This window comes from Elioraea rosea (assembly GCF_007644105.1).
Classification (GTDB): Bacteria; Pseudomonadota; Alphaproteobacteria; order Acetobacterales; family Acetobacteraceae; genus Elioraea_A; species Elioraea_A rosea.
The window spans coordinates 23,599-44,735 of record NZ_VFAC01000011.1; the positions used below are offsets into that span (position 1 = coordinate 23,599).

General features: G+C 67.9%; 21 protein-coding genes and 1 pseudogene. 9 read left to right on the forward strand and 13 right to left on the reverse strand.

Translation table 11 applies throughout. The features are described from left to right. The first annotated feature begins 88 nt into the window (after window positions 1–88). Window positions 89–2,908, forward strand: a complete 2,820-nt coding sequence (locus FIF60_RS09230) for an ATP-binding protein (protein ID WP_144185785.1) — start codon at window positions 89–91, stop codon at window positions 2,906–2,908. Window positions 2,909–2,961: 53 nt separating this feature from the next. Here the strand turns inward: FIF60_RS09230 and FIF60_RS09235 are convergent, their stop codons facing one another. The 6 genes from FIF60_RS09235 to FIF60_RS09260 all read right to left on the reverse strand — a co-directional run bounded on the left by FIF60_RS09235 (window position 2,962) and on the right by FIF60_RS09260 (window position 8,138). Further along, window positions 2,962–3,327, reverse strand: a complete 366-nt coding sequence (locus FIF60_RS09235; RefSeq protein ID WP_144185786.1) for an alcohol dehydrogenase catalytic domain-containing protein — start codon at window positions 3,325–3,327, stop codon at window positions 2,962–2,964. An 82-nt stretch (window positions 3,328–3,409) separates the two neighbouring features. Continuing rightward, window positions 3,410–4,063: a hydrolase gene (locus FIF60_RS09240; protein WP_144185787.1), complete on the reverse strand. Its 654-nt coding sequence runs from the start codon at window positions 4,061–4,063 to the stop codon at window positions 3,410–3,412. Between the two features lie 84 nt (window positions 4,064–4,147). Then, window positions 4,148–5,125 carry an MBL fold metallo-hydrolase gene (locus tag FIF60_RS09245; RefSeq protein ID WP_204251148.1) on the reverse strand — a complete coding sequence of 326 codons (978 nt, stop codon included), beginning with the start codon at window positions 5,123–5,125 and terminating at the stop codon, window positions 4,148–4,150. Between the two features lie 58 nt (window positions 5,126–5,183). Continuing rightward, the gene (locus tag FIF60_RS09250; protein WP_144185788.1) at window positions 5,184–6,152 is read right to left on the reverse strand and encodes an MBL fold metallo-hydrolase; all 969 of its coding nucleotides are present in this window, start codon (window positions 6,150–6,152) and stop codon (window positions 5,184–5,186) included. Window positions 6,153–6,234: 82 nt separating this feature from the next. After that, a complete protein-coding gene (locus tag FIF60_RS09255) occupies window positions 6,235–7,185 on the reverse strand; it encodes a zinc-binding dehydrogenase (RefSeq protein ID WP_239451568.1) in 951 nt (316 codons plus the stop codon). A gap of 122 nt (window positions 7,186–7,307) precedes the next feature. Further along, on the reverse strand, window positions 7,308–8,138 hold the full coding sequence (locus FIF60_RS09260) for an alpha/beta fold hydrolase (protein WP_144185790.1): 831 nt from the start codon (window positions 8,136–8,138) through the stop codon (window positions 7,308–7,310). A gap of 477 nt (window positions 8,139–8,615) precedes the next feature. Between FIF60_RS09260 and FIF60_RS09265 the strand changes: the two genes are divergently transcribed. The 5 genes from FIF60_RS09265 to FIF60_RS09290 all read left to right on the forward strand — a co-directional run bounded on the left by FIF60_RS09265 (window position 8,616) and on the right by FIF60_RS09290 (window position 13,128). Next, window positions 8,616–8,981, forward strand: a complete 366-nt coding sequence (locus tag FIF60_RS09265; RefSeq protein WP_144185791.1) for a hypothetical protein — start codon at window positions 8,616–8,618, stop codon at window positions 8,979–8,981. Between the two features lie 554 nt (window positions 8,982–9,535). Then, window positions 9,536–10,354 carry a DUF3489 domain-containing protein gene (locus tag FIF60_RS21925; protein ID WP_204251149.1) on the forward strand — a complete coding sequence of 273 codons (819 nt, stop codon included), beginning with the start codon at window positions 9,536–9,538 and terminating at the stop codon, window positions 10,352–10,354. Continuing rightward, complete coding sequence (locus FIF60_RS22255) at window positions 10,354–10,698, forward strand: recombinase family protein (protein WP_144185792.1); 345 nt, start codon at window positions 10,354–10,356, stop codon at window positions 10,696–10,698. Before FIF60_RS21925 ends, FIF60_RS22255 begins: the two co-directional genes overlap by 1 nt. Further along, window positions 10,698–10,940 (forward strand): recombinase family protein, encoded by a 243-nt coding sequence (locus FIF60_RS22260; RefSeq protein ID WP_144185793.1) that lies wholly within the window; start codon window positions 10,698–10,700, stop codon window positions 10,938–10,940. The genes FIF60_RS22255 and FIF60_RS22260 overlap by 1 nt, the downstream gene beginning before the upstream one ends. 178 nt (window positions 10,941–11,118) lie before the next feature. Beyond that, a complete protein-coding gene (locus FIF60_RS09290; protein WP_144185794.1) occupies window positions 11,119–13,128 on the forward strand; it encodes an alpha-amylase family glycosyl hydrolase in 2,010 nt (669 codons plus the stop codon). A 66-nt stretch (window positions 13,129–13,194) separates the two neighbouring features. Here FIF60_RS09290 and FIF60_RS09295 read toward each other — a convergent pair whose 3' ends face one another. Together FIF60_RS09295 and FIF60_RS09300 are read right to left on the reverse strand one after the other, a co-directional pair. Beyond that, on the reverse strand, window positions 13,195–13,617 hold the full coding sequence (locus FIF60_RS09295; protein ID WP_144185795.1) for a hypothetical protein: 423 nt from the start codon (window positions 13,615–13,617) through the stop codon (window positions 13,195–13,197). Further along, window positions 13,598–13,978: a DNA methyltransferase gene (locus tag FIF60_RS09300; protein ID WP_204251150.1), complete on the reverse strand. Its 381-nt coding sequence runs from the start codon at window positions 13,976–13,978 to the stop codon at window positions 13,598–13,600. The genes FIF60_RS09295 and FIF60_RS09300 overlap by 20 nt, the downstream gene beginning before the upstream one ends. Before the next feature lie 29 nt (window positions 13,979–14,007). On the opposite strand from FIF60_RS09300, the pseudogene FIF60_RS09305 reads away from it, so the two are divergent. Further along, window positions 14,008–15,018: pseudogene (locus FIF60_RS09305) on the forward strand (recombinase family protein); the annotation flags it as partial. Beyond that, window positions 15,015–15,398 (forward strand): hypothetical protein, encoded by a 384-nt coding sequence (locus tag FIF60_RS09310; protein WP_144185797.1) that lies wholly within the window; start codon window positions 15,015–15,017, stop codon window positions 15,396–15,398. The pseudogene FIF60_RS09305 and the gene FIF60_RS09310, both read left to right, overlap by 4 nt. Window positions 15,399–15,405: 7 nt before the next feature. On the opposite strand, the gene FIF60_RS09315 is transcribed toward FIF60_RS09310, so the two are convergent. The 5 genes from FIF60_RS09315 to FIF60_RS09335 are packed head-to-tail and all read right to left on the reverse strand — an operon-like array spanning window position 15,406 to window position 20,069. Then, window positions 15,406–16,122: an FCD domain-containing protein gene (locus tag FIF60_RS09315; protein ID WP_144185798.1), complete on the reverse strand. Its 717-nt coding sequence runs from the start codon at window positions 16,120–16,122 to the stop codon at window positions 15,406–15,408. Continuing rightward, complete coding sequence (locus FIF60_RS09320) at window positions 16,115–17,257, reverse strand: alpha-hydroxy acid oxidase (protein ID WP_158639138.1); 1,143 nt, start codon at window positions 17,255–17,257, stop codon at window positions 16,115–16,117. The genes FIF60_RS09315 and FIF60_RS09320 overlap by 8 nt, the downstream gene beginning before the upstream one ends. Continuing rightward, window positions 17,257–18,534: a TRAP transporter large permease gene (locus FIF60_RS09325; RefSeq protein WP_158639139.1), complete on the reverse strand. Its 1,278-nt coding sequence runs from the start codon at window positions 18,532–18,534 to the stop codon at window positions 17,257–17,259. The genes FIF60_RS09320 and FIF60_RS09325 overlap by 1 nt, the downstream gene beginning before the upstream one ends. Further along, window positions 18,531–19,046, reverse strand: a complete 516-nt coding sequence (locus FIF60_RS09330; RefSeq protein ID WP_144185801.1) for a TRAP transporter small permease — start codon at window positions 19,044–19,046, stop codon at window positions 18,531–18,533. Before FIF60_RS09330 ends, FIF60_RS09325 begins: the two co-directional genes overlap by 4 nt. A gap of 18 nt (window positions 19,047–19,064) precedes the next feature. Continuing rightward, complete coding sequence (locus tag FIF60_RS09335; RefSeq protein WP_144185802.1) at window positions 19,065–20,069, reverse strand: TRAP transporter substrate-binding protein; 1,005 nt, start codon at window positions 20,067–20,069, stop codon at window positions 19,065–19,067. On the opposite strand from FIF60_RS09335, the gene FIF60_RS09340 reads away from it, so the two are divergent. Next, the gene (locus tag FIF60_RS09340; protein ID WP_158639140.1) at window positions 20,068–21,006 is read left to right on the forward strand and encodes an HpcH/HpaI aldolase family protein; all 939 of its coding nucleotides are present in this window, start codon (window positions 20,068–20,070) and stop codon (window positions 21,004–21,006) included. The two genes, FIF60_RS09335 and FIF60_RS09340, sit on opposite strands and share 2 nt — an antisense overlap. Window positions 21,007–21,137 lie beyond the last annotated feature (131 nt).

Here is a 21,137-nt window from a genome sequence, read left to right on the forward strand (position 1 = left end):
ACCCGCGGCGAGGCTCACGTGGCTGTGGCCACCAGCAGACGGCCCACGGTCGACGCGGGCGCCGGGATCGGAGACGATCGCCAGTAGGATGAGCACGACGAGCAGCCGAAAAGGGTTCGAGTTCGGCCCGTTCCGCCTATTCCCGGCGGAGCGGCTGCTGGAACGCGACGGAAAGCCCGTTCCCATTGGCAGCAGGGCCTTCGACCTGCTGACCGCGATGGCCGAACGGGCCGGCGAGGTCGTCTCCAAGTCGGAGCTCTTCGCCAGGGGCTGGCCCGGCATGATCGTCGAGGAGAGCGGGCTTCGGTTCCATGTCTCGGCGCTGCGCAAGGCGCTCGAGGAGGGAAAGGATGGCGCGCGCTACATCGCCAACGTCCCCGGCCGCGGCTACTGCCTGGTGGTCCCGGCGACGGCTTTCGGAGCGGAAGTGCAGCGGCCGCCGGCCGCGGCTCGTTCCGATTCGGCGATCGCAACCGTCTCGCGTGGCCTGCCGCTGGGGCGTGAGGACACGGTCCCCGACCTGATGTGCCGGCTGGGCCGCGACCGGTTGGTCACCGTCTCGGGCCCGGCAGGCATCGGGAAGACGACGGTCGCCTTCGCGGTCGCGGCGGCGGAGCGGGATCGCGGCGCACGCGAGGTCCGCATCGTGGACCTTGCGGGCGGGCAGGACCCGGCGCTGGTCGGGGCCGCGGTCGCTGCATCGATCGGCATCTCCGCGCGGTCTGAAGACCCGACGAACGAGATCCTCGGCTTTTTAGCAGATCGTCCGGTGCTGCTCGTCCTGGACAATTGCGAGCACGTGCTGACATCCGTGGCACCACTGGCCGAAAGGCTCTACCTCGAGGCGCCCTCTGTCCAGGTCCTCGTGACCAGCCGCGAACCGTTGCGGGTGCTTGGCGAACACGTGGTCGAGCTGCCGCCGCTGCCGGTGCCGCCGCGGGATGGCCGCGTAACGGCCGACGTGCTGCTGGCCTATCCGGCGACCAAGCTCTTCCTCGACCGCGCCGCCGCGGTCGGCTTTCGGGAGGAGGTGACCGACGAGGCAGCGGCAACGATCGCGGCGCTGTGCAGGAAGCTCGATGGGATCGCGCTGGCGATCGAGCTCGTCGCCAGCCGGGTTGGCATGCTTGGCCTCGCGGAAACGGCGGCGCTGGTGGACACCCGCCTGCGCCTGCTCTGGCAGGGGCGGCGGACCGCACCGCCGCGGCACCAAACCCTTGCCGCGGCGCTCGACTGGAGCCACGCACTGCTGTCGGAGAACGAGCGCCGGACGCTACGCAAGCTGTCCGTCTTCGCGGGCACCTTCTCGCTGTCGGCGGCGCTCGCCGTGGCCGGCGCCGACATGGAGGAGACCGATGCAGCAGCGGCGCTCGATTCGCTGGTGAGCAGGAGCCTGGTCGCCGTACGACGCGACGATGGCGCGATGCGCTATCGCCTGCTCGATACGACCCGCGCCTATGCCGCCCAGAAGCTCGAGGCATCCGGGGAGGCCGCGTCGACGGCGCGGCGCCATGCGGCCGCGGTCCTGGCCATTCTAACCGAGGAACGCGCCGGCACATCGCCGGAGGATCGCGCGGCGCGGCGGGCGCGCGAACGCGCCCTCCTCGGCGACGTGCAGACGGCGCTCCGCTGGAGCTTCGCAGACCTGGCCAACCGCGACCTCTCCATCGCGCTCGCGGCGCACGCCTGTAGCCTCTTCATCGCGCTGTCGCTGCTGCACGAATGCCGGCAATGGAGTTCCGCCGCCCTCGCCCTGGCCGGCGCTGACGAGTTGGACGACCGGACCGCCCTGGCGCTGCAGGCTGCGCTCGGGCACGCCCTGACGTTCATTGACGGCAATGACGACGCGGCGCGCGACGCGCTGGAGCGGGCTTTGCTGATCGCCGAAGGCCTGGCGGACAGGGAAGAGCAGTTCCGGCTGCTGGGCCGCCTGCACATGTTCCACCGCCGTGCCGACGAGGTCTCGCGTCTGCTGCCGATCGCGGTGCGCATGCAGGAGATCGGCACGGCGCTCGGCGATCCGGCGGGTATGGCCGCCGCGCACACCATGCTGGGCGTATCCTTCCACCTGGCCGGGGACCAGGGCGCCGCGCGCCTGCACCTGGAGACGGCTCTCGGGATGGCCGAGTTCGAGCGCGTCACGCCGGGCCACTTCGCCTTCCACCGCAATCCCATCATCGCTCTGGCCAGGACGCTCTGGCTCCAGGGCTGCCCCGACAAGGCCGTCGAGGCTGCGCGGCCACTGGCGTCAGACGACGCGTCAGCCGATGTGGTCACGCGCTGCATCGGCCTGATCTGGGGTGCCGACGTGTTCCGGTGGACCGGGGACTGGGCGACCTTCCAGGCGCTGGCCGAGCGTCTCGACACTCTGGCGGTGCGGCATTCCCTGCGGCCCTACCAGGCGGTCGCGCTGGGTATGCGCGGCGAGGCGCTGATCCGCTCCGGCCAGGCGCGCGCCGGGACTGAGTTCCTGCGGAGCGCACTGAAAGTCCTGCAGGCACACCGCTATGAGCTCTACATGGCCGGGTTCGGTTCGGCGCTGGCTGAAGGACTCGCTTTGCTCGGGCGCGCCGAGGAGGCCATCGCGTTCGTCGGCACGGTCCTCAAGGCGACGCTCACCCGCGGCAGCGGGCTGCACCTTGCGGAGCTTTATCGCATCCGCGCCGGCCTGCACGCGGCCCTGGGAGACGCTCCGCGGGCCCAGGCCGATTTCCGGACAGCTATTGCAACGGCGCGTGCCCAGGGCGCGGTTGGCTGGGAGCTGCGCGCCGCCACCGGCCTGGCCCGGCTGTGCGGCCATGCGGCGGCGCTACAGGACGCGCTGTCGCTCTTCGAGGAAGGCTTCGAGACGTCGGACCTGGGCGAGGCCACGGAGGAACTGGCGCGCCTTCGCGCCCGCACCACCTGACGCGGATCCCAAGGCAGCGACGTTCAACGCCCCGATCGGACGACAGCACGCCGTCAAGGAATCAGCAGGAGCTTCAGGTCATCGATCCCATCGGGGGTGGGTACGAGTGCGTCGGTCGTGATCAATGCACGCTTGGCATAGCTCCCAGGGGCATAGACCCAAGCGACGCGGGTGCCCGGCTTCAGCTCCGCCACGCCGTCGCCCACCGCGAGCACCCGCCTTGCGCCCTCGACTCCCAGGAAATGTTCGCTCGGCTCGCCAGCCCCGGCGCGTCCATGCCGAACGCCCATGTCCATGAAGTTCACGCCTGCTGCCGCAACCTCGACGAGCGCCTCGCCTGGACCTGGCGCGACATCAGCCCGTTCGACCACGGCCAGCACCTCCGGCCCGGCCGGGCCCTTCAAAACGACTGCCTTCATTCCTTGCGCCTTCAGATCGGTCTGATCGTTCGACGCACCGCGAGGGCACGCTGGAATCGCCCCTCGTCGTCGCCGCCAAAGGTCAGTGTCCCTCGCCGCCGCCGAACATCGTGGTCGCGTAGACGATGCCGAGGCCGTAGGCGCCGCCCAGGCGCCGGGCGATGCTGGTCGTCATCCCGTAGGTCTCGCTCCGCGCCCAGTCGCGCTGCAACTCGAGCAGGTACTGCAGCGTGGTCATCGGGCGGACACCGGCCTGCACCATGCGCTCCATGGCGCGGTCATGTGCCTCGTCGCTGACATCGCCGCAAGCATCGGCGACGACCGAGACCTCGAAACCCTGGTCGATCGCCGACAGCGCGGGTCCGACGATGCAGACCGACGTCCACAGGCCCGCCAGCACGACACGCAGCCGGCCGATGCGGTTGATCTCGGCGACAACTCCCTCGTCCTCCCAGGCATTCATGCTCGTGCGCTCGACCAGCGTCTGGCCGGGGAAGGCGGCGGTCGCCTCCTGGAACATCGGCCCGCTGAAGCTCTCGGTGGCCACCGTGGTGAGGATGGTAGGGACGCCGAAACCGCCCGCTGCCTGCGCGATAAGCGCGATGTTGTTGCGCAGCATGACGGCATCGATGGAGCGCGTGGCGAAGGCCATCTGCGGCTGGAAGTCGATCATCATCACGGCGTGGTCGCCCGGCGTCAGCAGCAGGCGGCCCGGAGTGGTAGTGGCGCGGATCATGGCTTGTCCTCGGTATGGGTGGGTTGTTGCGCCGTGCGGGACCTTTCCCGCACGACTGGGTACTGGCGGTACGTTCGATGCCGCTCAAACGCCCGCGAAGACTAGGCGGGTGAAGAAGGGTGGCGGGATGACGAATCCGTCCCAGCGCGCGTCGTGCGCCGCGGTCGGCCGCGCGGCGATCACCTCGTCCAAGGTCCGCCCCTGCCGCTTGAGCGCCGTGACCCGGTCGCGGATGTCGACGAGCATGTCGAGGAAGTCGCGCAGATCCTGCCGCGTGCCCACCGGCCCGTGACCCGGTATCACCAGCGTGTCGGGACCGCTCATCGCGAGGCTCGTCTCGGTCGCCAGGATGGTGCCGTCGATACTTCCGCCGGTTGAGTAGTCGATGAACGGATAGGCATCGTTCCAGAAGGTATCGCCGGTGTGCAGGATCTCGGCCTCGGCAAAGAAGACCGAAAGATCGCTGTCGGTGTGCCCGGGGCCGTATTCGCGCATCGTGACGGTCGCGCGGTTCACCCGCATCACCTCTTCGCCTCGCACGACGCGCGTGGGCAGCGCGGCACGCGGCGCCGGCGGGAAGTCGAAATCCCAGTCCTCCACCCGCTGCGTCATCGCGAGATACTTGCCGGTGTTACGATGCGCGGTGATCGTCGCGCCGGACCTCGCTATCCATTCGTTCCCATCCGAATGGTCGAAGTGCCAGTGCGTGTTCACGAGGTGACGGATCGGCTCGCGCCCGAAGGTCTCCAACGCCTCCTCGATGCGCGGTCGTGAGCCAGTAATGCCGCTGTCGACCAGCAGCTTGCCGTCGCGGCCGCTGAGCACGGCGATGTTGCCGCCCGACCCTTCCAGCATGCCGATGCCGCCGCGCAGACGGTGTAGCGTGATTGGCGCCGTGGCCGCTGCCGCGCGGATGCCGCCGACGATTCCCTGCGCCTGCGCGAAGGCCTGCCGCGGCGTCAGCCAGCGGCCCGAGGCGGAGAGACCGGCTGTCACCAGGCAGCACAGACAGAATCCGCGGCGTGTTGACGCAACGGCGCGCATGTCAGAGACGATGGTCATGAGATCTCCTCCTTGTCGTCGGTTACGCGCTCCGAGGTGGCGCGCTTCCAACTCGTGGTCATCCTTCGTGTGCCCAGGCCGCCGGCTGCCAACGTAATTGGCCCCCGTCGGGGACGATGCGGCCAAGCCCCGGGAACGGCATGTGGGTCGCGGCAATCAGCGCCCCTTCCGCTGCGGCAAGCGCGAAGAAGCGGGACCGCATGCGGCGCGCCGCTGCGGGATCCTGCTCGAAGAAGAAGCCGGCGGCTGCGTCTGAAGGATGGATCGCGGGAAATAGCATGTCGGACACCATCAGCAGGCTTTGCCCGGCATCCTCGATCCGCACTCCGATGTGGCCCGGCGTGTGTCCGGTGAGGTCAACGACGGACACACCGCGGGTGATCTCGCGCTCGCCGTCGATCGGCTGCAGATCGGGATAGAGGCGCACCATTTCGGCGGCGGCGTCGAAGCTGGGCTGCAGAAAATCCGGAGCAGCGGCCCGGTTCGCCGGATCCGTCCAGTGGGAGACGTCGCGCCGGTCCACATGCAGGATGGCCTTGGGAAAGTTCCGGCGCCCGCCGGCCGTCAATCCGCCAATGTGGTCGACATGCGCATGCGTGACGATCACCGCGTCGATCCGCTCGGGCCTCACGCCGATCGCGGCGAGCGCGGCCGGCAGATGACCGCTATCGCCCATGGCGCCAGCGGGTCCGGTGTCGATGAGGATCAGGCGTTCGCCATCGTCCACCAGATACTGGTTGAACACGAAGCGGATGCCGCCCGGCCTGGCAGCGAAGCCGACCCGTGCGAGCCCCTCGATCGCCTGGCGCGGACGCCCGGTAAACCAGCTGAAGGGCATGTCCGCGTAGCCGTCGACGAGCGCAGTCACGGTGAACCGGCCGATCGAGAACCTGGCCAACGGTGGGGGCATCTGAACATGGGATGGAATGGTTGCCGAATTCGCAATGCGCGCGCGGGCAAAGCCGGCAATAGCGCATGCAGCGCCAGCTGGGATCATCGCGAGGGCGCGACGGGGCACACTTGCCATTGCAGGCTCCTGCTCGTTGCGTGATCGGCTGCCAGTCGGTGCTGCTGAGCTGTGCGTGCTGGCAGGCATGGGAGGAGGATTCTCATCGGAGGGCAGCGGCTCCATCGTCATCCGGGAGCACGGCCTCCTTTGAATCGCCGGCGACGTCCACCACGAGCTTTCCGCGGGCAGTGCCGCCGGCGATGAGGCGATGAGCCTCGCCGACACTCTCCAGCGTGAAACGCTGTGCCGAGAGTGGCGGAACCAGCTTGCCGGAGTCAGCCATGCGGGCTGCCTCGGCGAGGATCTCGCCGTGATGCGCGCGTCCATCGCCGGTTAGCAGCGGCAGCAGAGTGAAGACGCCGGAGTAGCTCGCCGCTCGGAAGGAGAGCGGCGCCAGCGCGTGCGTCCCCCAGCCGAGGCAGCTCACCACATGGCCGAAGCGGCGCACTGCCAGGAAGGATGCGTCGAGCGCGGCGCCGCCCGCGGTGTCATAAACCAGGTCGAACCCCTTACCGCCGGAGAGGCGCGTCACGTAGTCGCCGACCGGCTCGGAGCGCTCGACGAATGTCGCGCCTAGCCGTTCGACGGCCAGACGACCTTCCGGCGCGCCGACCGCGAACGCCGCGGCACCGCGCGCCAAGGCGAGCTGGATGACCATCTGGCCGACCCCGCCGGCGCCGCCCTGCACGAGAACGGTCTGGCCCGCGCGGACGCCGGCACGGTCCACCAGGCCTTCCCAGGCGGTGATGAAGACGAGTGGCAGTGCCGCCGCCTGCCGGAAGGTCAGGTTGACGGGCTTCCGCGCCAGCAGCGCAGCATCCACCGCGGCGTATTCCGCGAGTGTTCCCTGGTACCCGCCGACCCCGCCGGCCATACCATAGACCTCGTCGCCCACCCGCAGTGACGTGATGCCCTCGCCGACCGTCTCCACCGTGCCGGCAAGATCGATCCCGAGAACGGCCGGAAGCGGGTGCCGCGCGTGCGGGGCGGCACCCATCCGGATCTTGACGTCGAGCGGGTTGGTTCCGCTCGCCGCGATGCGGACCAGCACCTGCCCCGGCCCTGGTGAGGGCCGCGGCACGACGGCGAGGCGCAGCGCAGCGCCGTCCTCGTCAACGATCACGGCCCGCATGGTGTCGGTGCTGGGCATGGCGCGGCCTCGGGGTTTCGCCGTCAGCTGCGGAGGAAGGCGAGTATGTCGTCGTTGAGCCGCTGCTTGTGGGTGTCGGCAAGGCCGTGAGGCGCCCCGTCGTAGACCTTCAGCTCAGCCCGAGGCAGCAGCCGCTTTGCTGCATTGGCGGAGGGCTCGATCGGCACGATCTGGTCGTCGCTGCCGTGGACGATCAGGGTCGGCCGGTCGAAACGCTTCAGGTCCTCGGTGAAGTCCGTCTCGGAGAAGGCCTTGATGCAGTCATAGGTGTTCTTGTGGCCGGCCATCATGCCCTGAAGCCAGAACGACTGGATCATGCCCTGCGACGCCTCGGCGCCGGGACGGTTGAAGCCGAAGAACGGGCCGCTCGCGATGTCGAGATAGAGCTTCGAGCGATCGGCGAGGCTCGCCGCTCGGAGGCCGTCGAATACATCGATCGGCTGGCCACCGGGGTTCGTCGCCGTCCTGAGCATCAGGGGCGGAACGGCCGACATCAGACCGAGTTTGGCGATGCGGCCGGTTCCGTGCCGGCCGACATAGCGCGTGACCTCGCCGCCGCCGGTCGAGAAGCCGAACATCGCGATGTTCCGCAGGTCGAACGCCTCGATCACCTGCGCGAGGTCATCGGCGTAGTGGTTCATGTCGTTGCCGTCCCACGGCTGGCTGGACCGGCCATGGCCGCGCCGGTCATGCGCGACGACGCGGTAGCCGTTGCTCGCCAGATGCAGCGCTTGGCTCTCCCAGCTGTCCGCGTTAAGCGGCCAGCCGTGGCTCAGAACGACAGGCTGGCCGCGGCGCGGCCCCCAGTCCTTGACGTAGATGGACACGCCGTCGCGCGTCGTGATCGTGGTCATCGTGCTGCTCCTATGGATTGATCGACTGTCGACGTCGTGCGCGGTCACCGCCGCGTGGCTGGTGGAACCCGACATGGCGAAGCCGATCGGGATGGACGCGCCAGTCGCCAGCAACGCGCGTCGTGCAATTGGTGCATGGTGGGCCTGGTCGTCGCTCGGCATGGTCACGCTCCTCGTTTCGCAGAGGAACATGCGAGCGCGGAGAGCCAGCGGCGAGTTATACGGTGCGAGCTGCCGTGAGAACGCGTGAGCGGAAGCGCTCGCAGTCTGTCGCGTCTCTCATGCACTCATCCCGCGACGGTTGCCCGCAGCTCGCGCGCCCGGCGTCGGCATTCACCGACACTCACGCATGCTCGCGGGATAGAACACGCACTGGCGCGTTTTTCGGCGCATCTCGATGCAGTGCGGCGCAGCGATTGCCGCATCCCCGACGAGGACATTCGTCGGAGCGCAAAGCGCAAACGAAAGGGATGTGTCATGACAAAGACGGTTGTCGCGCTGCTTTCCGTTCTCGTGCTCGGCGGCATCAGCGCGCCGGCGCACGGTGACGATGACATGGGTGATTGGGTCATCGGCCGCACCGGCGGCAGCGCTGGTGCCGAGCGTGTACCGCAGTTCACCCTGAGCCCGATCGTCAGTGGTGATTGGAGTGACATGGCGGGCGGTGAAGCCTCTCCGAGTTTCCATGTCAGCCGAGCGACGCCGCTCTACAGATGCCGAAGCGATGGTTCGGGCACCCGCGAGAGCGTCGTCGAGTTCGTTTGTGACCGCGCGGTGCAAATCGGGGTGCGGTGGGGCGGCCATCGCGCCGTGGCGGAACGGGCTGACACGATCCGTCGTTGATCCAGCGCCTGTTCGTTGCGTTCGCCGGCTTCTCCACCACGATGAGGTCGGCGAGCGCGGAGCGGTTGGCGGGATCGAAAGCGAGCGCGACGATGGCCTCCCAGACGCCGGCGGCCTTCAGCCGCTCCCCGACCACTGAGAGCGGCACGAGCGCGTCGGTCCGCGGGGCTAGCTGCGCAGAGGACTCAATCACGACCTCCGCCGCGGTAAGCGCATCCCACACGGCATTGCCTGCAACCGCCTCCGCAGCTAATCGCCGCCCTCCGTGCCGCTGAGCGCGGGTACCGAGCGCCGCTCCGGACGGCCCCGGCGGGGCGACGATTCACATGAATGCAGCCTCGTCAGCACGAGCGTGGTGCGGGTGACGCACCCAATCATTTTTTTATTCTGGTTGCACGAAGATAGCAATCCTATTGCGCTGGTTATCGCTTCACTTCGCTCACGCGTGGAGCGACGTGGTGTGGGCACGCTGTACGGCGCGCACGTTGCCCCAAGAGCGGGGCTTGGGCTCGTAGGAGCCCGGCGGTCGGGCTCCGCCACGAGGAGCCCTGACGATGACGACCCTTTCCGATACCCATCTGCTTGTTTTGAGTGCAGGAGCAGCGCGCGACGACCGGCTTGTGACGAAGACCAGGCGCCTGCCCGGTGCGTCACTGCAGCGCGTGTGCGAGGCGCTGGCCAAGCGCGGCTTGCCGGTGCTGGCAGAGCTCGAAGCGCGCGATACCGGTGTACTCACCATCGAGACCGAAGAGGGCTGGCACGGCTTGGCGATCACGGCCGCTGGGCTTGAAGCCATCGGGGTTGAGGAGGAGGTCGACGACCGCCCCCGCGATGAGCGGCTGGGCGTCGACCTGGCACTGATCGAGGGGCCGGAGTACCCCGCACCGGAGCCGGAGGCAGCGATTGCCGCGACGGTGACTCACAGCTCGCCCGTAGCGGTGGAGGCCTCGGCGGCCACCACACGCGGCGGTGGTCAGAGCCTGAAGCCCCCTCAGCGGCCTTCTGCGGCCCGTGGCGTGGGTGGTCTCCGTATGGCCGCAGAGGCGGTGTTGACGGCCTGGGAGGGTGGCAGCGACCTTGCCCCGGTGATGGTGACGCTGCAGGCGGCGCTGGCACCTGCAAGCAAGGCACCGCGCACGCCACGCACCGGCACCAAGACCGAGGCGGTGCTGATGCTGCTGCGCCGCGAGGACCGGGCGAGCATCGCGCAGATCATCGAGGCCACCGGCTGGGCGCCGCACACGGTGCGGGGCTACCTCGCCGGGCTGAAGAAGCTCGGCGTGAGCGTCAAGGTCCTGGAGCGTGTGCGGCAGGTCGGCCCCAACAAGCAGGGGGCGAAGGTGTCCTACTCGATCTATCGGATTGCCGGCTGATGCGACGCCGCGACGCCCGGCCGCACTACGCGGTCGGGCTGACCCGCGTCTCGACGGCCGAGCAGGGCCAGAGCGGGCTCGGCCTCGAAGCGCAGAGCGAGAGCATCCGGCGCTTCTTCGAGAGCCAGGGCTGGGTGCTGGTCGCGGAGTACTCCGACGTTGCGAGCGGCAAGGACGATCGGCGGCCAGGGTTCCAGGTGGCACTGGCACGGTGCAGGCAGCTTGGCGCGGTCCTGGTCGCGGCACGGCTGGACCGCATCACCCGCCGCGCGCACACGCTGTCGCAGTTGCTGGAGGAGGGCCTCGCGATCCGTGCCGCCGACATGCCAGCGCGGATGACCTGATGATGCGGGTCTACGCGGCCATGGCGCAGAAGGAGCGGGAGCTGATCAGTGAACGCACGCGGGCGGCGCTGGCGGCTGCGAAGGCACGCGGCAAGCACCTTGGCGGAGATCGGGGGTACCGGACCACCGTTGGTCCTGACGCGCTCGCCGCGACGGAGGCACGGCGTGACGCTGCCGACCGCACCGGGTATCGGGTCCTGCTTGAGATCGAGGCCTTGGGGCCGGATGGCGTCGAGGGCTAGGCGGAGCTTTCCCGCGCACTGACCCGCCGTGGCGTGCCGACGCCCCGCGGCCGCACTGCATGGACCCACACCACCGTTGCGAGGCTGATAAAGCGCTCCTCGACCTGACGTGACGTAGCGGTCACAAATTCGACCTCTGATATGCTATGTTAGGCGGGCGTAACGGCGGAGCACCGCCATGCAGATGGCGAACGGCAGTCTCGACCGGTCCATGCCCATGGGCGCCACGCTGGTTCCGGGCGGTGCGACGTTCCGAACCTGGGCTCCCGCAGCGCGCGACGTGCATCTAGTTGTCGGTTCTGCGGACCTCGCCGCTGCCAGCGCCTCCGGGTGGACCCCCGGCCCGGCGACGCGGATGGAACCGCGGGGCGACGGTACCTGGGCCTGCTTCGCGGCGGGTGTGCACGACGGAGACCCGTACCTTTTCTGGATCAGGGGGCCGGCGGGCGGTTCGGAGGGCTTCAAGCGCGACCCGTACGCACGCGAACTTGGCCTCGAGCCGCCATTCCCGAATTGCCATTGCCTTGTCCGTGGGGGCCATACCTACCCGTGGCGCAGCCAGGGCTGGCGCCCCCCTGGCTTCCGCGACCTCGTCATCTACCAGCTGCACGTCGGCGTCTTCTGGTCGGTTGATGCAGAAGGACAGGACCGGCGCCGGCGCTACGGCCGCTTCCTCGACGTCGCGGAACGCATCCCCTACCTCGCCCAACTCGGCGTCAACGCGGTCCAGCTGCTGCCGATCCAGGAGTATGATGGCGGTTTCAGCCTCGGGTACAATGGTCTCGATTACTACTCGCCAGAAATGGCGTACCAGGTCGAGCAGCCGGCTGACCTCGACCGGCATGTGGGGATCGTGAATGCGCTGCTCGCCGCACAGGGCGCGGCACCGCTTGCCACGGCCGACATCGTCACCGGCCCCAATCAGCTGAAGTGCTTGATCGATCTCTGCCACCTGCATGGCATCGCGGTGATCTTCGACCTTGTCTACAACCACGCCGGCGGTGGGTTCGATGGCGCAACGGGCCGCAGCATCGCCTTCTACGATCGGCAGACGCCAAGCGGCGCCGCCTGGCAGGACGACAAGGCAACCCTCTATTTCGGCAACGGCGAGCATGCCGGCGGGCTGGTGTTCGATTACCAGCGAGACGAGGTACGCGCCTTCCTGATCGAGAATGCGCGCTTCTTCCACGACGAGTACCGCATCGACGGTATCCGCTACGATCAAGTGAGCGTCGCCACCAATCATCCGCATGGCGATCGCTTCGCTCGCGACCTCGCATCCACGCTGCGCTTCCATCGGCCGGAAGCGATCCAGCTCGCCGAGTACTGGAACTGGGATCGCGCTCGCGCTGTCGATCCGCAGGGCCTGGGCTTCGACGCAGCGTTGGCTGATGGCTTTCGCAATGCCGCCCGCGAGCTTCTTCGCGAAGCGTCGGGTGGTCGAGCCGCGACGGTCCGCATGGGGGCGCTGGCTGATGCGCTGCACCCGCCGCCCGGCTTCCCTGATGCCTGGCGGGCGGTGCAGTGTCTCGAGGACCACGACATCGTGCGCTGGGATCACGAGCGTCGTGTGCCGCGACTGCCCCGCATCCCAGCGCTGGCCGACCCGTCGGACCCGCGCTCCTGGTACGCGCGCAGCCGGAGCAGGGTCGCCACTGCGCTGCTGCTGACCGGGCCCGGCATCCCCATGCTCTTCATGGGTCAGGAGTTTCTCGAGGACAAGCCGTGGCATGACGACGTCGAGAACTGGTCGCAGTTCCTGATCTGGTGGGACGGGGTGGACGGCGCGGACCGCCACATGGCGGACTTCCGGCGATGCGTTGCCGAACTCATCGCACTGCGTCGGCTAATGCCCGCTCTGCGCGGCGAGCGCATTCGCACGCTGCTCACCGACGATTGGAACCGCGTCCTGGTGGCGCATCGCTGGATTGAGGGGGAAGGCCATGACGCCGTGATAGTCGCGAGCCTGAACGAAGCGACGTTGCATGGCTACCGCGTCGAGATGCCTTGGCCCGGTACTTGGCACGAACGGTTCAACAGCGACTTCTACGATCACTTCCCGAACCCTGCTGTCAGCGGAAACGCTGGTAGCGTCTGTTCGCATGCGTCTCAGGGCACGATCTACCCCTGGATGGTCCAACTTACGATCCCCGCCAATTCCGTCCTCGTCTTTGCTCGCGAGCCGTAGCGCCACGCCTTCCCCATTGCATCTGTTCGTCACCGAGCAACGGTCGTTGGTCGGTGTTGAACAGGGCTACTGCGATGGTGGTTGCTGCTCTGCAGTGAGCTGCGCGGCTTCGGCAGCCAGCTCATCGGCTTCGGCGATCTCGTCGCGGACGTGTTGGAGGATGCGCTCAAGTTCGGCATCGGTCATCTGGTCCATCTGCGTCGGTCCGACGCGAAGCTCCTGCTTCTCGCGCCATCCCGCGCGCGCCTTCATCCAAAAAATCGCGGCCGCGACGTTGTTGCCCGTCGTCGCCATCTGGAACAGCGACTGCGCCACCTTGGCGGTGGCCTCGACCATGCCGCGGTCGAGCTCGCGCCGGAAATGCCTGCGCAGCGTCTTCGGCTCGATCTCGAGAAAGGTGGCGATGTCCTCCTGGGGGATGCCGAAGCCGCTCATCGCACGCACCGTGCGTCGCTGCTCCTCCGTCGGTTCAAACCGAACGCCCTGCATCGGTCGCCTCCTCGGCTCGCTCGCGCTGGATCGTCTCGAACGTCTCGCCGGTGGCCGCGAGCGTCGCCGCCTCGCCGGTGAAGGCCTGCCAGCGCAGCACCGCGACGTCAACGTAGGCCGGCGAGAGCTCGATGGCGTGGCAGGCGCGGCCAGTGGTCTCCGCAGCGATCAGCGTGGTGCCGGAGCCGGAGAAGGGCTCGTAGACCGCCTGGCCGGGTGCGCTGTTGTTCTGGATCGGCCGCCGCATGCACTCCATCGGCTTCTGCGTGCCGTGCATGGTGGCGGCATCCTGGTCCCGGCTCGGGATCGTCCAGAGCGTGGTCTGGCGCCGGTCCCCTTGCCAGTGGCCTTGGCCCTTCACGGCGTACCAGCAGGGCTCTCAGCCGCTCCCTCATGGGCTTCGCCAAGTTGGTGGAGGTGTTCGACGCGCACGGCGTGACGTTCGTGTCCGTGACGCAGAGCTTCAACACGACGACCAGCATGGGTCGGCTGACGCTGAACATCCTGCTCAGCTTCGCGCAGTTCGAGCGCGAAGTGATCGGCGAGCGCATCCGCGACAAGGTTGCCGCGTCGAAGGCGCGGGGGATGTGGATGGGCGGCAAGGTGCCGCTGGGGTACCGCGTCGAGAACCGCAAGCTGATCCCGGACGAAGACGAAGCCGCGCGCGTGCGCCGGGTGTTCACCCTTTTCGCTGAGACGGGCTCGGGCGTCGAGACGGTGTGGTGGCTCCGAGCGGAAGGGATCACGGCGAAGGCTGGCCGGGCGCTGGACAAGGGCGACGTCTACAAGATCCTGAACCTCCGCACCTATCTCGGCGAGGTCGTGCACAAGGGGGCCATCTATCCCGGCGAGCACGAGGCAATCGTGCCGCGGGATCTCTGGGACCGGGTGCACGCCATCCTGCAGGTGAGCCCGCGCAAGGGCGCCGCCGCCAATCGCCAGCAGGAACCAGCGCTGCTGAAGGGGCTGATATTCGGCGTCGACGGTCGGGCGCTCTCGCCGACGCATGCGCGCAAGCGAGGCCGGCTCTATCGCTACTACGTGGCGCAGCGGGCGCGGAAGGGCGACGCGGACGACAGCATCGTCCGGCGCATCTCGGCGGTGGAGATCGAGGGAGTGGTGACCGCGCAACTCCGCGCGATGCTGCTGCAGCCCGAGATCGTGATGGGCACGTGGCAGGCTGGTCGGAACCATATCCCAGACCTGACGGAGCGCAAGGTTCGCGAGGCGCTGAGCAATCTCACGCCGCTCTGGGACGAGCTGTTCCCCGCCGAGCAGCAGAGGATCGTGCGTCTGCTGGTCGAGCGCGTGACGGTCGGCCACGACGGAGCCGATATCACCCTGCGCGTCGAGGGGCTCGCAAGCCTAGCACGCGATCTCACGATGAGGCCGGCGGCATGAGCGGTCCGACGCACGTCACCGTGCGCGTGCCGCTGCGCATCAAGCGCCGCGCAGGGCGCAAGACGATCGTCACACCGGTCATCGATGGGCTGGCAGCGCCGACCGCAACGCGCGCGGATCCGACGCTGCTCAAGGCGCTCGCACGCGCCTTCCGCTACCAGCGGATGCTCGACGAGGGACGCTACGCCTCTGTCAGTGAGATGGCCGCTGCAGAGAAGATCGAGCGGGGGTACCTCGGGTCGCTGCTGCGCCTGACGCTGCTCGCGCCTGACTTCGTCGAGGCAATTCTGGATGGGCGGCAGACGCAGAGCCTCAGCCGTCCTATGCTCTTCGATAACCTTCCAATTGTGTGGACAGACCAAATCACAAATCTTGCGTAACGCCTCGTCACTTCCCCCGACCGTGAAGCCGGTAGAGCTCGTTGGCGCGCGTCAGGTGGATCCGGACCGCTTCCGCCGCGGCATCCGGATCGGCGCGTTTCACCGCACGCACGATGGCTTCGTGCTCAGCCACGGTCAGCGCCTCGAGACCTGAGACGTGCACCTGGACAATGTGGAACTCGGAAAGCCAGTCGAGAATCGCCTCCAGCAACACGGGGTAGAGTGGGTTGCCACTGAGCGCCGCGATCTCGCGATGGAACTGCATGTCTGCCCGCAGGAACGCGAGCCCACTGCCAGCATCACGCATGGCACCGATGGCGGCCTCAAGCCGGGCAACATCCTGCGTCTGGGCCCGCTCGGCAGCCTTCCGCACCAAGGCGGTCTCAAGCTCGAGGCGGGCAGCTTTCAGGTGCTCGAGATTCTCAGGTGAGCTCCGTAGCAGATGGGCCATGCCGGCACCGAAGCGTCCAAGGATCCGAGCCGCCGAGGGCTCGAGCACGCGAGCCCGCTCGCCGTGGCTCGTCGCGATCGCGCCAAGTCCTTCCAGAAGTTGCAACGCTTCCCGCACCGCGACCCGGCCAACGCCGAACCGCTGCATCAGCTCATGTTCCGAGGGTAGTTGAGAGCCTGGTGGAAAGTCGCCGCGCTGGATCAGTTCGATCAGACGTTCGGCAACCTGCTGGTGCAGGCGAATTCGCGCAATCGGTTCGGCAGCATCAGTCATCCCGCAGCTCCAACATTTGCTGGCCATCGGTGTCGCCGGTCGTGCCCAGCAGGGCAAGACCGTTGGCAATCTCCTCGCCGAGGATTCCGAGAGCCCGCTCAGCCCCCGCCTGTCCGGCGGCGGCAAGTCCCCAGATGACGGCCCGGCCGACCAGGCAGGCGCGCGCACCGAGGCTCTGTGCCACCAGAACCTCGCTGCCATGACGGACGCCCCCATCCATCATCAGCGTCGTTGCCGGGCCTACCGACGCCGCGATCGGCGGTACGGCGTCGATGGCCGCGATCGCCATGTCGAGCTGACGGCCACCGTGGTTCGACACCATCACTGCATCCGCACCGATTGAGACCGCGCGCAGGGCATCCTCCGGATGGAGGATGCCCTTAATCGCGAAGCGGCCAGGCCAGGCCTCGCGCAGCCGTGCGGCATCGTCCCAGCTGAACTCGGCGTCGAACACTGTCGCTACATGGCGCGCGATGCTGATTGCCCCTTCCTCGCGCGTGCGAGCAAGATTGCCGAAGCCGATGCGAGGCCCCCGCAGCGCGGCGATCGACCAGCCTGGATGCGCGGCAAGATCGAGCAGAACCCTAGCCCCCAGCCGCGGCGGCACTGCGAACCCATTGCGCAGATCACGCAGTCGCCTACCCTGAGCAGCAAGATCCGCGGTCAGGACGAGGGCTTCTGCGCCTGCGTCGGCGGCGCGCAGAAGCAGTCCGGTCATCATCTCACGATCCCTGAGCGGATAGAGCTGAAACCACAGCCGGCCGTCGGGGACCGCACGCGAGACCTCTTCGATCGATGCGACTGAGTTCGTCGACAGGCAGAAGGGAATGCCGGCCCGGGCGGCGGCACGGGCGAGCCCGATCTCGCCATCAGGATGAAAGAGACCCGCAAGCCCGATCGGAGCGATTGCGAGCGGCAGGCGCGCGGTCTTCCCAAGGAGATCAACGGCGGGTGTCGGTGAGGCCCCCCCGAGCACCCGCGGCACGAGCGAGCGGCGCTCGAACGCCGCCCGGTTGGCGGAGAGGGTCCGCTCCTGCCCCGCGCCGCCGGCGATGAAGTCATAGACGAACCGTGGCAAGCGGCGGCGAGCCGCGCGTTCGAGGTCCGCGATGCTGTGCGCCTCGTCCAGCCTCATCAGACGTGCCCGGCGAGCCACAGCGTCAAGGGAGGCCATACCGCGATCAGCACGAGCACGACGATCGACCAGCCGAGAAAGGGAAGCACGTCGCGCGCGACCTGCCCGAACTTCACGTCGCCGATGCTGCCGACCACGAACAGCAGCAGGCCGACCGGCGGCGTGATCAACCCCACCATCAGGTTGATCACGATCAGCGCGCCGAACTGCACGCCGTCGATGCCAAGGTCCGTCGCGATCGGCAACAGCGCGGGCACGAAGATGACCATGGCCGGCAATGGCTCCATCAGGATGCCGACGACGAGCATGACCGCGTTGACGATCAGGAGTGTCAATGTTGGGTCGGTGGTGATGCCGCGGATGGTGCCGACGATAGCGCCGCTGACCCCGCTTTCGGCCACCAGCCACGAGAACGGCCCTGCAGCGGCGAGGAGGAACAGGATCACGGCGCTCGCCCGCGCAGCGCTGACGAGCAGCGCCGGGATCGCCGCCAGTGGCAGGTCGCGATAGATGAACCGCGACACCAGGAAGGCGTACAGCACGGCCACCGCAGCGATCTCGGTATCGGTCACCAGGCCGAAGCGGATCCCGAGCAGGATCATCACCGGCATCCCGAGCGCCCAGAGCGCGCGGACGGTCTGTCGGCCGCGTTCGCGCCAGGTGGCCTTGGCGTCGGCGGGTAGGCGCCGCCGCCGCGCCTCAATCGAGCAGATCACGAAGAAGCCGGCCGCGAGCAACAGGCCTGGCAGAATGCCGGAGAAGAACATGCGCGCAACCGACTCGTTCGCCATCTGCGCATAGACGACCATAGGAATCGAGGGCGGGATCACAGGGCCGAGCATCGCCCCGGCCGCGATGACGGCAGCCGGATAGCTCTGGCCGTACCCCGAGCGTTGCATGGCCGGGATCAGCGGCTTGCCGGTCGCGATCGCATCGGCGATCGCCGAGCCGGAGATGCCCGAGAGCATCAGGTTGGAGACGATCCCGACATGGCCCAGCGCGCCTCGCCGACCGCTCACTAGCGCGCGCGACCAGTCGATCAGCCGCGCGGTGATGCCGCCACGGTTCATGAGCTCACCCGCCAGGATGAACAGCGGGATCTGCACGAGGGCGTAGAGGCTGACATAGGAGAGCATCGACGACGGCAGCAGCACGGCATCGACGCCCCGCCCGCCATGCAGCTCGATGCCGATCCAGGCAGCGGCGACCATCGCAAACCCGACATCGACGCCAACCAGCAGGAGCAGGATGAACGAGACGAACAGAAGTGCGATCACGAGGCCTGTCCGACCAGCGCAGCCAAGCGGGCGGCCACGCGCACCACCGCAGTTGCCAACATCAACGCGCAGCCAAAGACAAGGCCTGCCCCGGGCACGGCGAGCGTTAGGTCGGTGCCAAGAATCATCTGCATCTGCGCGATCTGGAGGAACACGAGGCCTTTCCAGACGATCACCACCAGGACGGTAATCGCAAGGAGGTCGAACGCGATGTCCATCACTGATTGCACGCGGCGCGGCAACGCATCGTGCACGAAGGTGATGCGGATTGCCTCCCCGGCCGCGTACACCCGCGCGAAGCCCAGGAAGCAGAGCCAGACCAGGCCGACCTTCACGTACTCCTCCGGCGAGTGCCGCCAGAAGGGGGCGATGTTCCGGTCGATCACCTGCGAGGCAACGATCCCGAACAGGCCAAGGATCGTCAGCGCGATCGCGATGTCGACGAGGCGAAGGACGAGCGCAGCAAGCGACCGCGCCGCCCGAGCGAGCGCATGCTCAGTTCGCGCTTCCATGGTGGTAGGGCGCGGTGGTCAACCCTGCATGGCACGAAGACGCGCGACGAGCCCTTCCGGCCAGACGCGTCCTTCCAGCGGCGCCGCGACATCGCGCAGCGTGATGCGGAATGCCTGGATGTCCGGTTCGGTGATCGTCACGCCATTCGCACGGAATGTCTCGAGCCCCTTCGCGTCGAGGTCCTCGGTCGCCGCCGTCATGTCGGCTCCACCTTTCCGCGCGGCCTCCATGATCACCTCGCGATCGGCCGGCGAGAACTCCTGCCAGAGCTTCTCGTTGGCGTAGAACGCAGCGGTCTCGAAGACGTGGCTCGTCTGCGTCCAGTGCTTCGCGACCTCGTACCACTTGTAGCCGATTGCCGCGTCGATGCCGTTCTCGTGCCCATCGACCTGGTTTCGGCTGATCGCCTGGTAGGTATCGCCAAGCCCAAGCACGACGGGCCGAGCCCCAAGCTTCTCAAAGGCAAGGCGGAGACCATCGATCGGCGGGATGCGGATGCGCAGCCCGCGGACGTCTTCAGGCTTCGCGACCGCACGCTTGCTGTTCTGCAGCCCCCTCGGCGAGCGCGCACCATGGACAGCGAAGATCCGCGCGCCAGATTGCTGGGCCAGGGTGTCGTACAGCTCACGGAAGACCGGGCTGTTGGCGATCCGCTCCGCGTCCTGCTTCGTGTTGAACAGGTAGGGGACGTAGGCGACGTTCAGAGCGCCGCCGCCGCGGAGCACGCCTGCATTGCCGATCGCCAGGTACGTCATGTCGACGGTGCCGAGCTGCAGGCCGTTGATCAGCGCCTGGATGTCGCCGAGCTGGCTGTCGGGGAACACGCGCACCTTGATGCGTCCTTGCGTCGCCTGCTCGACCTCGCGGGCGAAGGTCACAAGCGCGACGTGCGGCGTGGACGTCGTCGGCCAGGGCGATCCGAAGCGGAGCTCCCGCCCCTGCGCGGCCGCGGTGCGGATCCAGGGGGCGGCGAGCGGCGCAGCCATGACAAGCGACGCGAACGCGGAACGGCGTGTCAGCATGATGCTTCCTCCATCTTGGGAAGGTCACGCCGGCGCACCGACCGCCTTCCTTATTGCTCTCTCAGAGCCTATGATTGGGTTGTCTGATGAGTCAATGAGTGCTGCGCCCTCGCGCAGCACGTTTGGAGGAAGAGCCGGAATGGGACAACCCGGGCTTGCTGCGGCGATGGCCGGCGCAGATCTGCTCCTCGGCCATTTCGTCATGGAGTTTGCGACGCCTGGCATCGGCCCGATCGTCGCCGCCGCCGGCGCGGAATTCCTCGTGCTCGACATGGAGCATTCGGGGTTCGGCTTCGAAACCGTGAAGCAGGTTGCGGTATCCTGCCGCCTCATTGACCTGCCGCTGGTGGTGCGCGTTCCCGCCAAGCACGCCGACCTTGTCGGCCGCGCGCTCGACATGGGCGCCGATGCCGTGATGGCACCGATGGTGTCATCGGCCGAGGAGGCGCGCCTCCTGGCCGCGGCGACGCGCTACCCGCCTGATGGTCGTCGCGGCGTCGCAACGATGATCGCGCATGATCTCTGGCGCGGCGGTGACCTGGCGGACAAGCTCCGGAGCGCGAACGAGCGCTCGCTGCTTATTGCCCAGATCGAGACGGAGGAGGGGGTCGAAGCAGCCGATGCGATTGCGGCCACGCCCGGAGTCGGCTGTCTCTGGATCGGCCATATGGACCTTTCCTGCTCGCTCGGAATCAACGGCGCGTTCGAACACCCGCGCTTCCGGCGAGCGGAGGAAAAGGTGGCTGCTGCCGCGCGCGCCCATGGGCGGCGACTAGGCCGCCTTGCGGCAAGCGCCGGGGACGCGGTTTCACTCGTAGAGCGTGGCTACGACATGGTCGCGGTCGCGACCGATATCATTGCGCTCCAGGCGCATTTGCGGGCTGCCTTCGACGATGTGCGGGCGAACTGTCGAACCGACGCCAAAACGGTCGGGTGATCCCCCTTCACTACCGTTTCGGTCGGTCCGCTGTCGTGTTGCGTCGAATTTTGACAGAGCAGCAGGCGTGGTCAGACGGGCAACCGTATACTTGTCGGACTCATGGATTGGCTGCCAGCGCCGACCCCAAC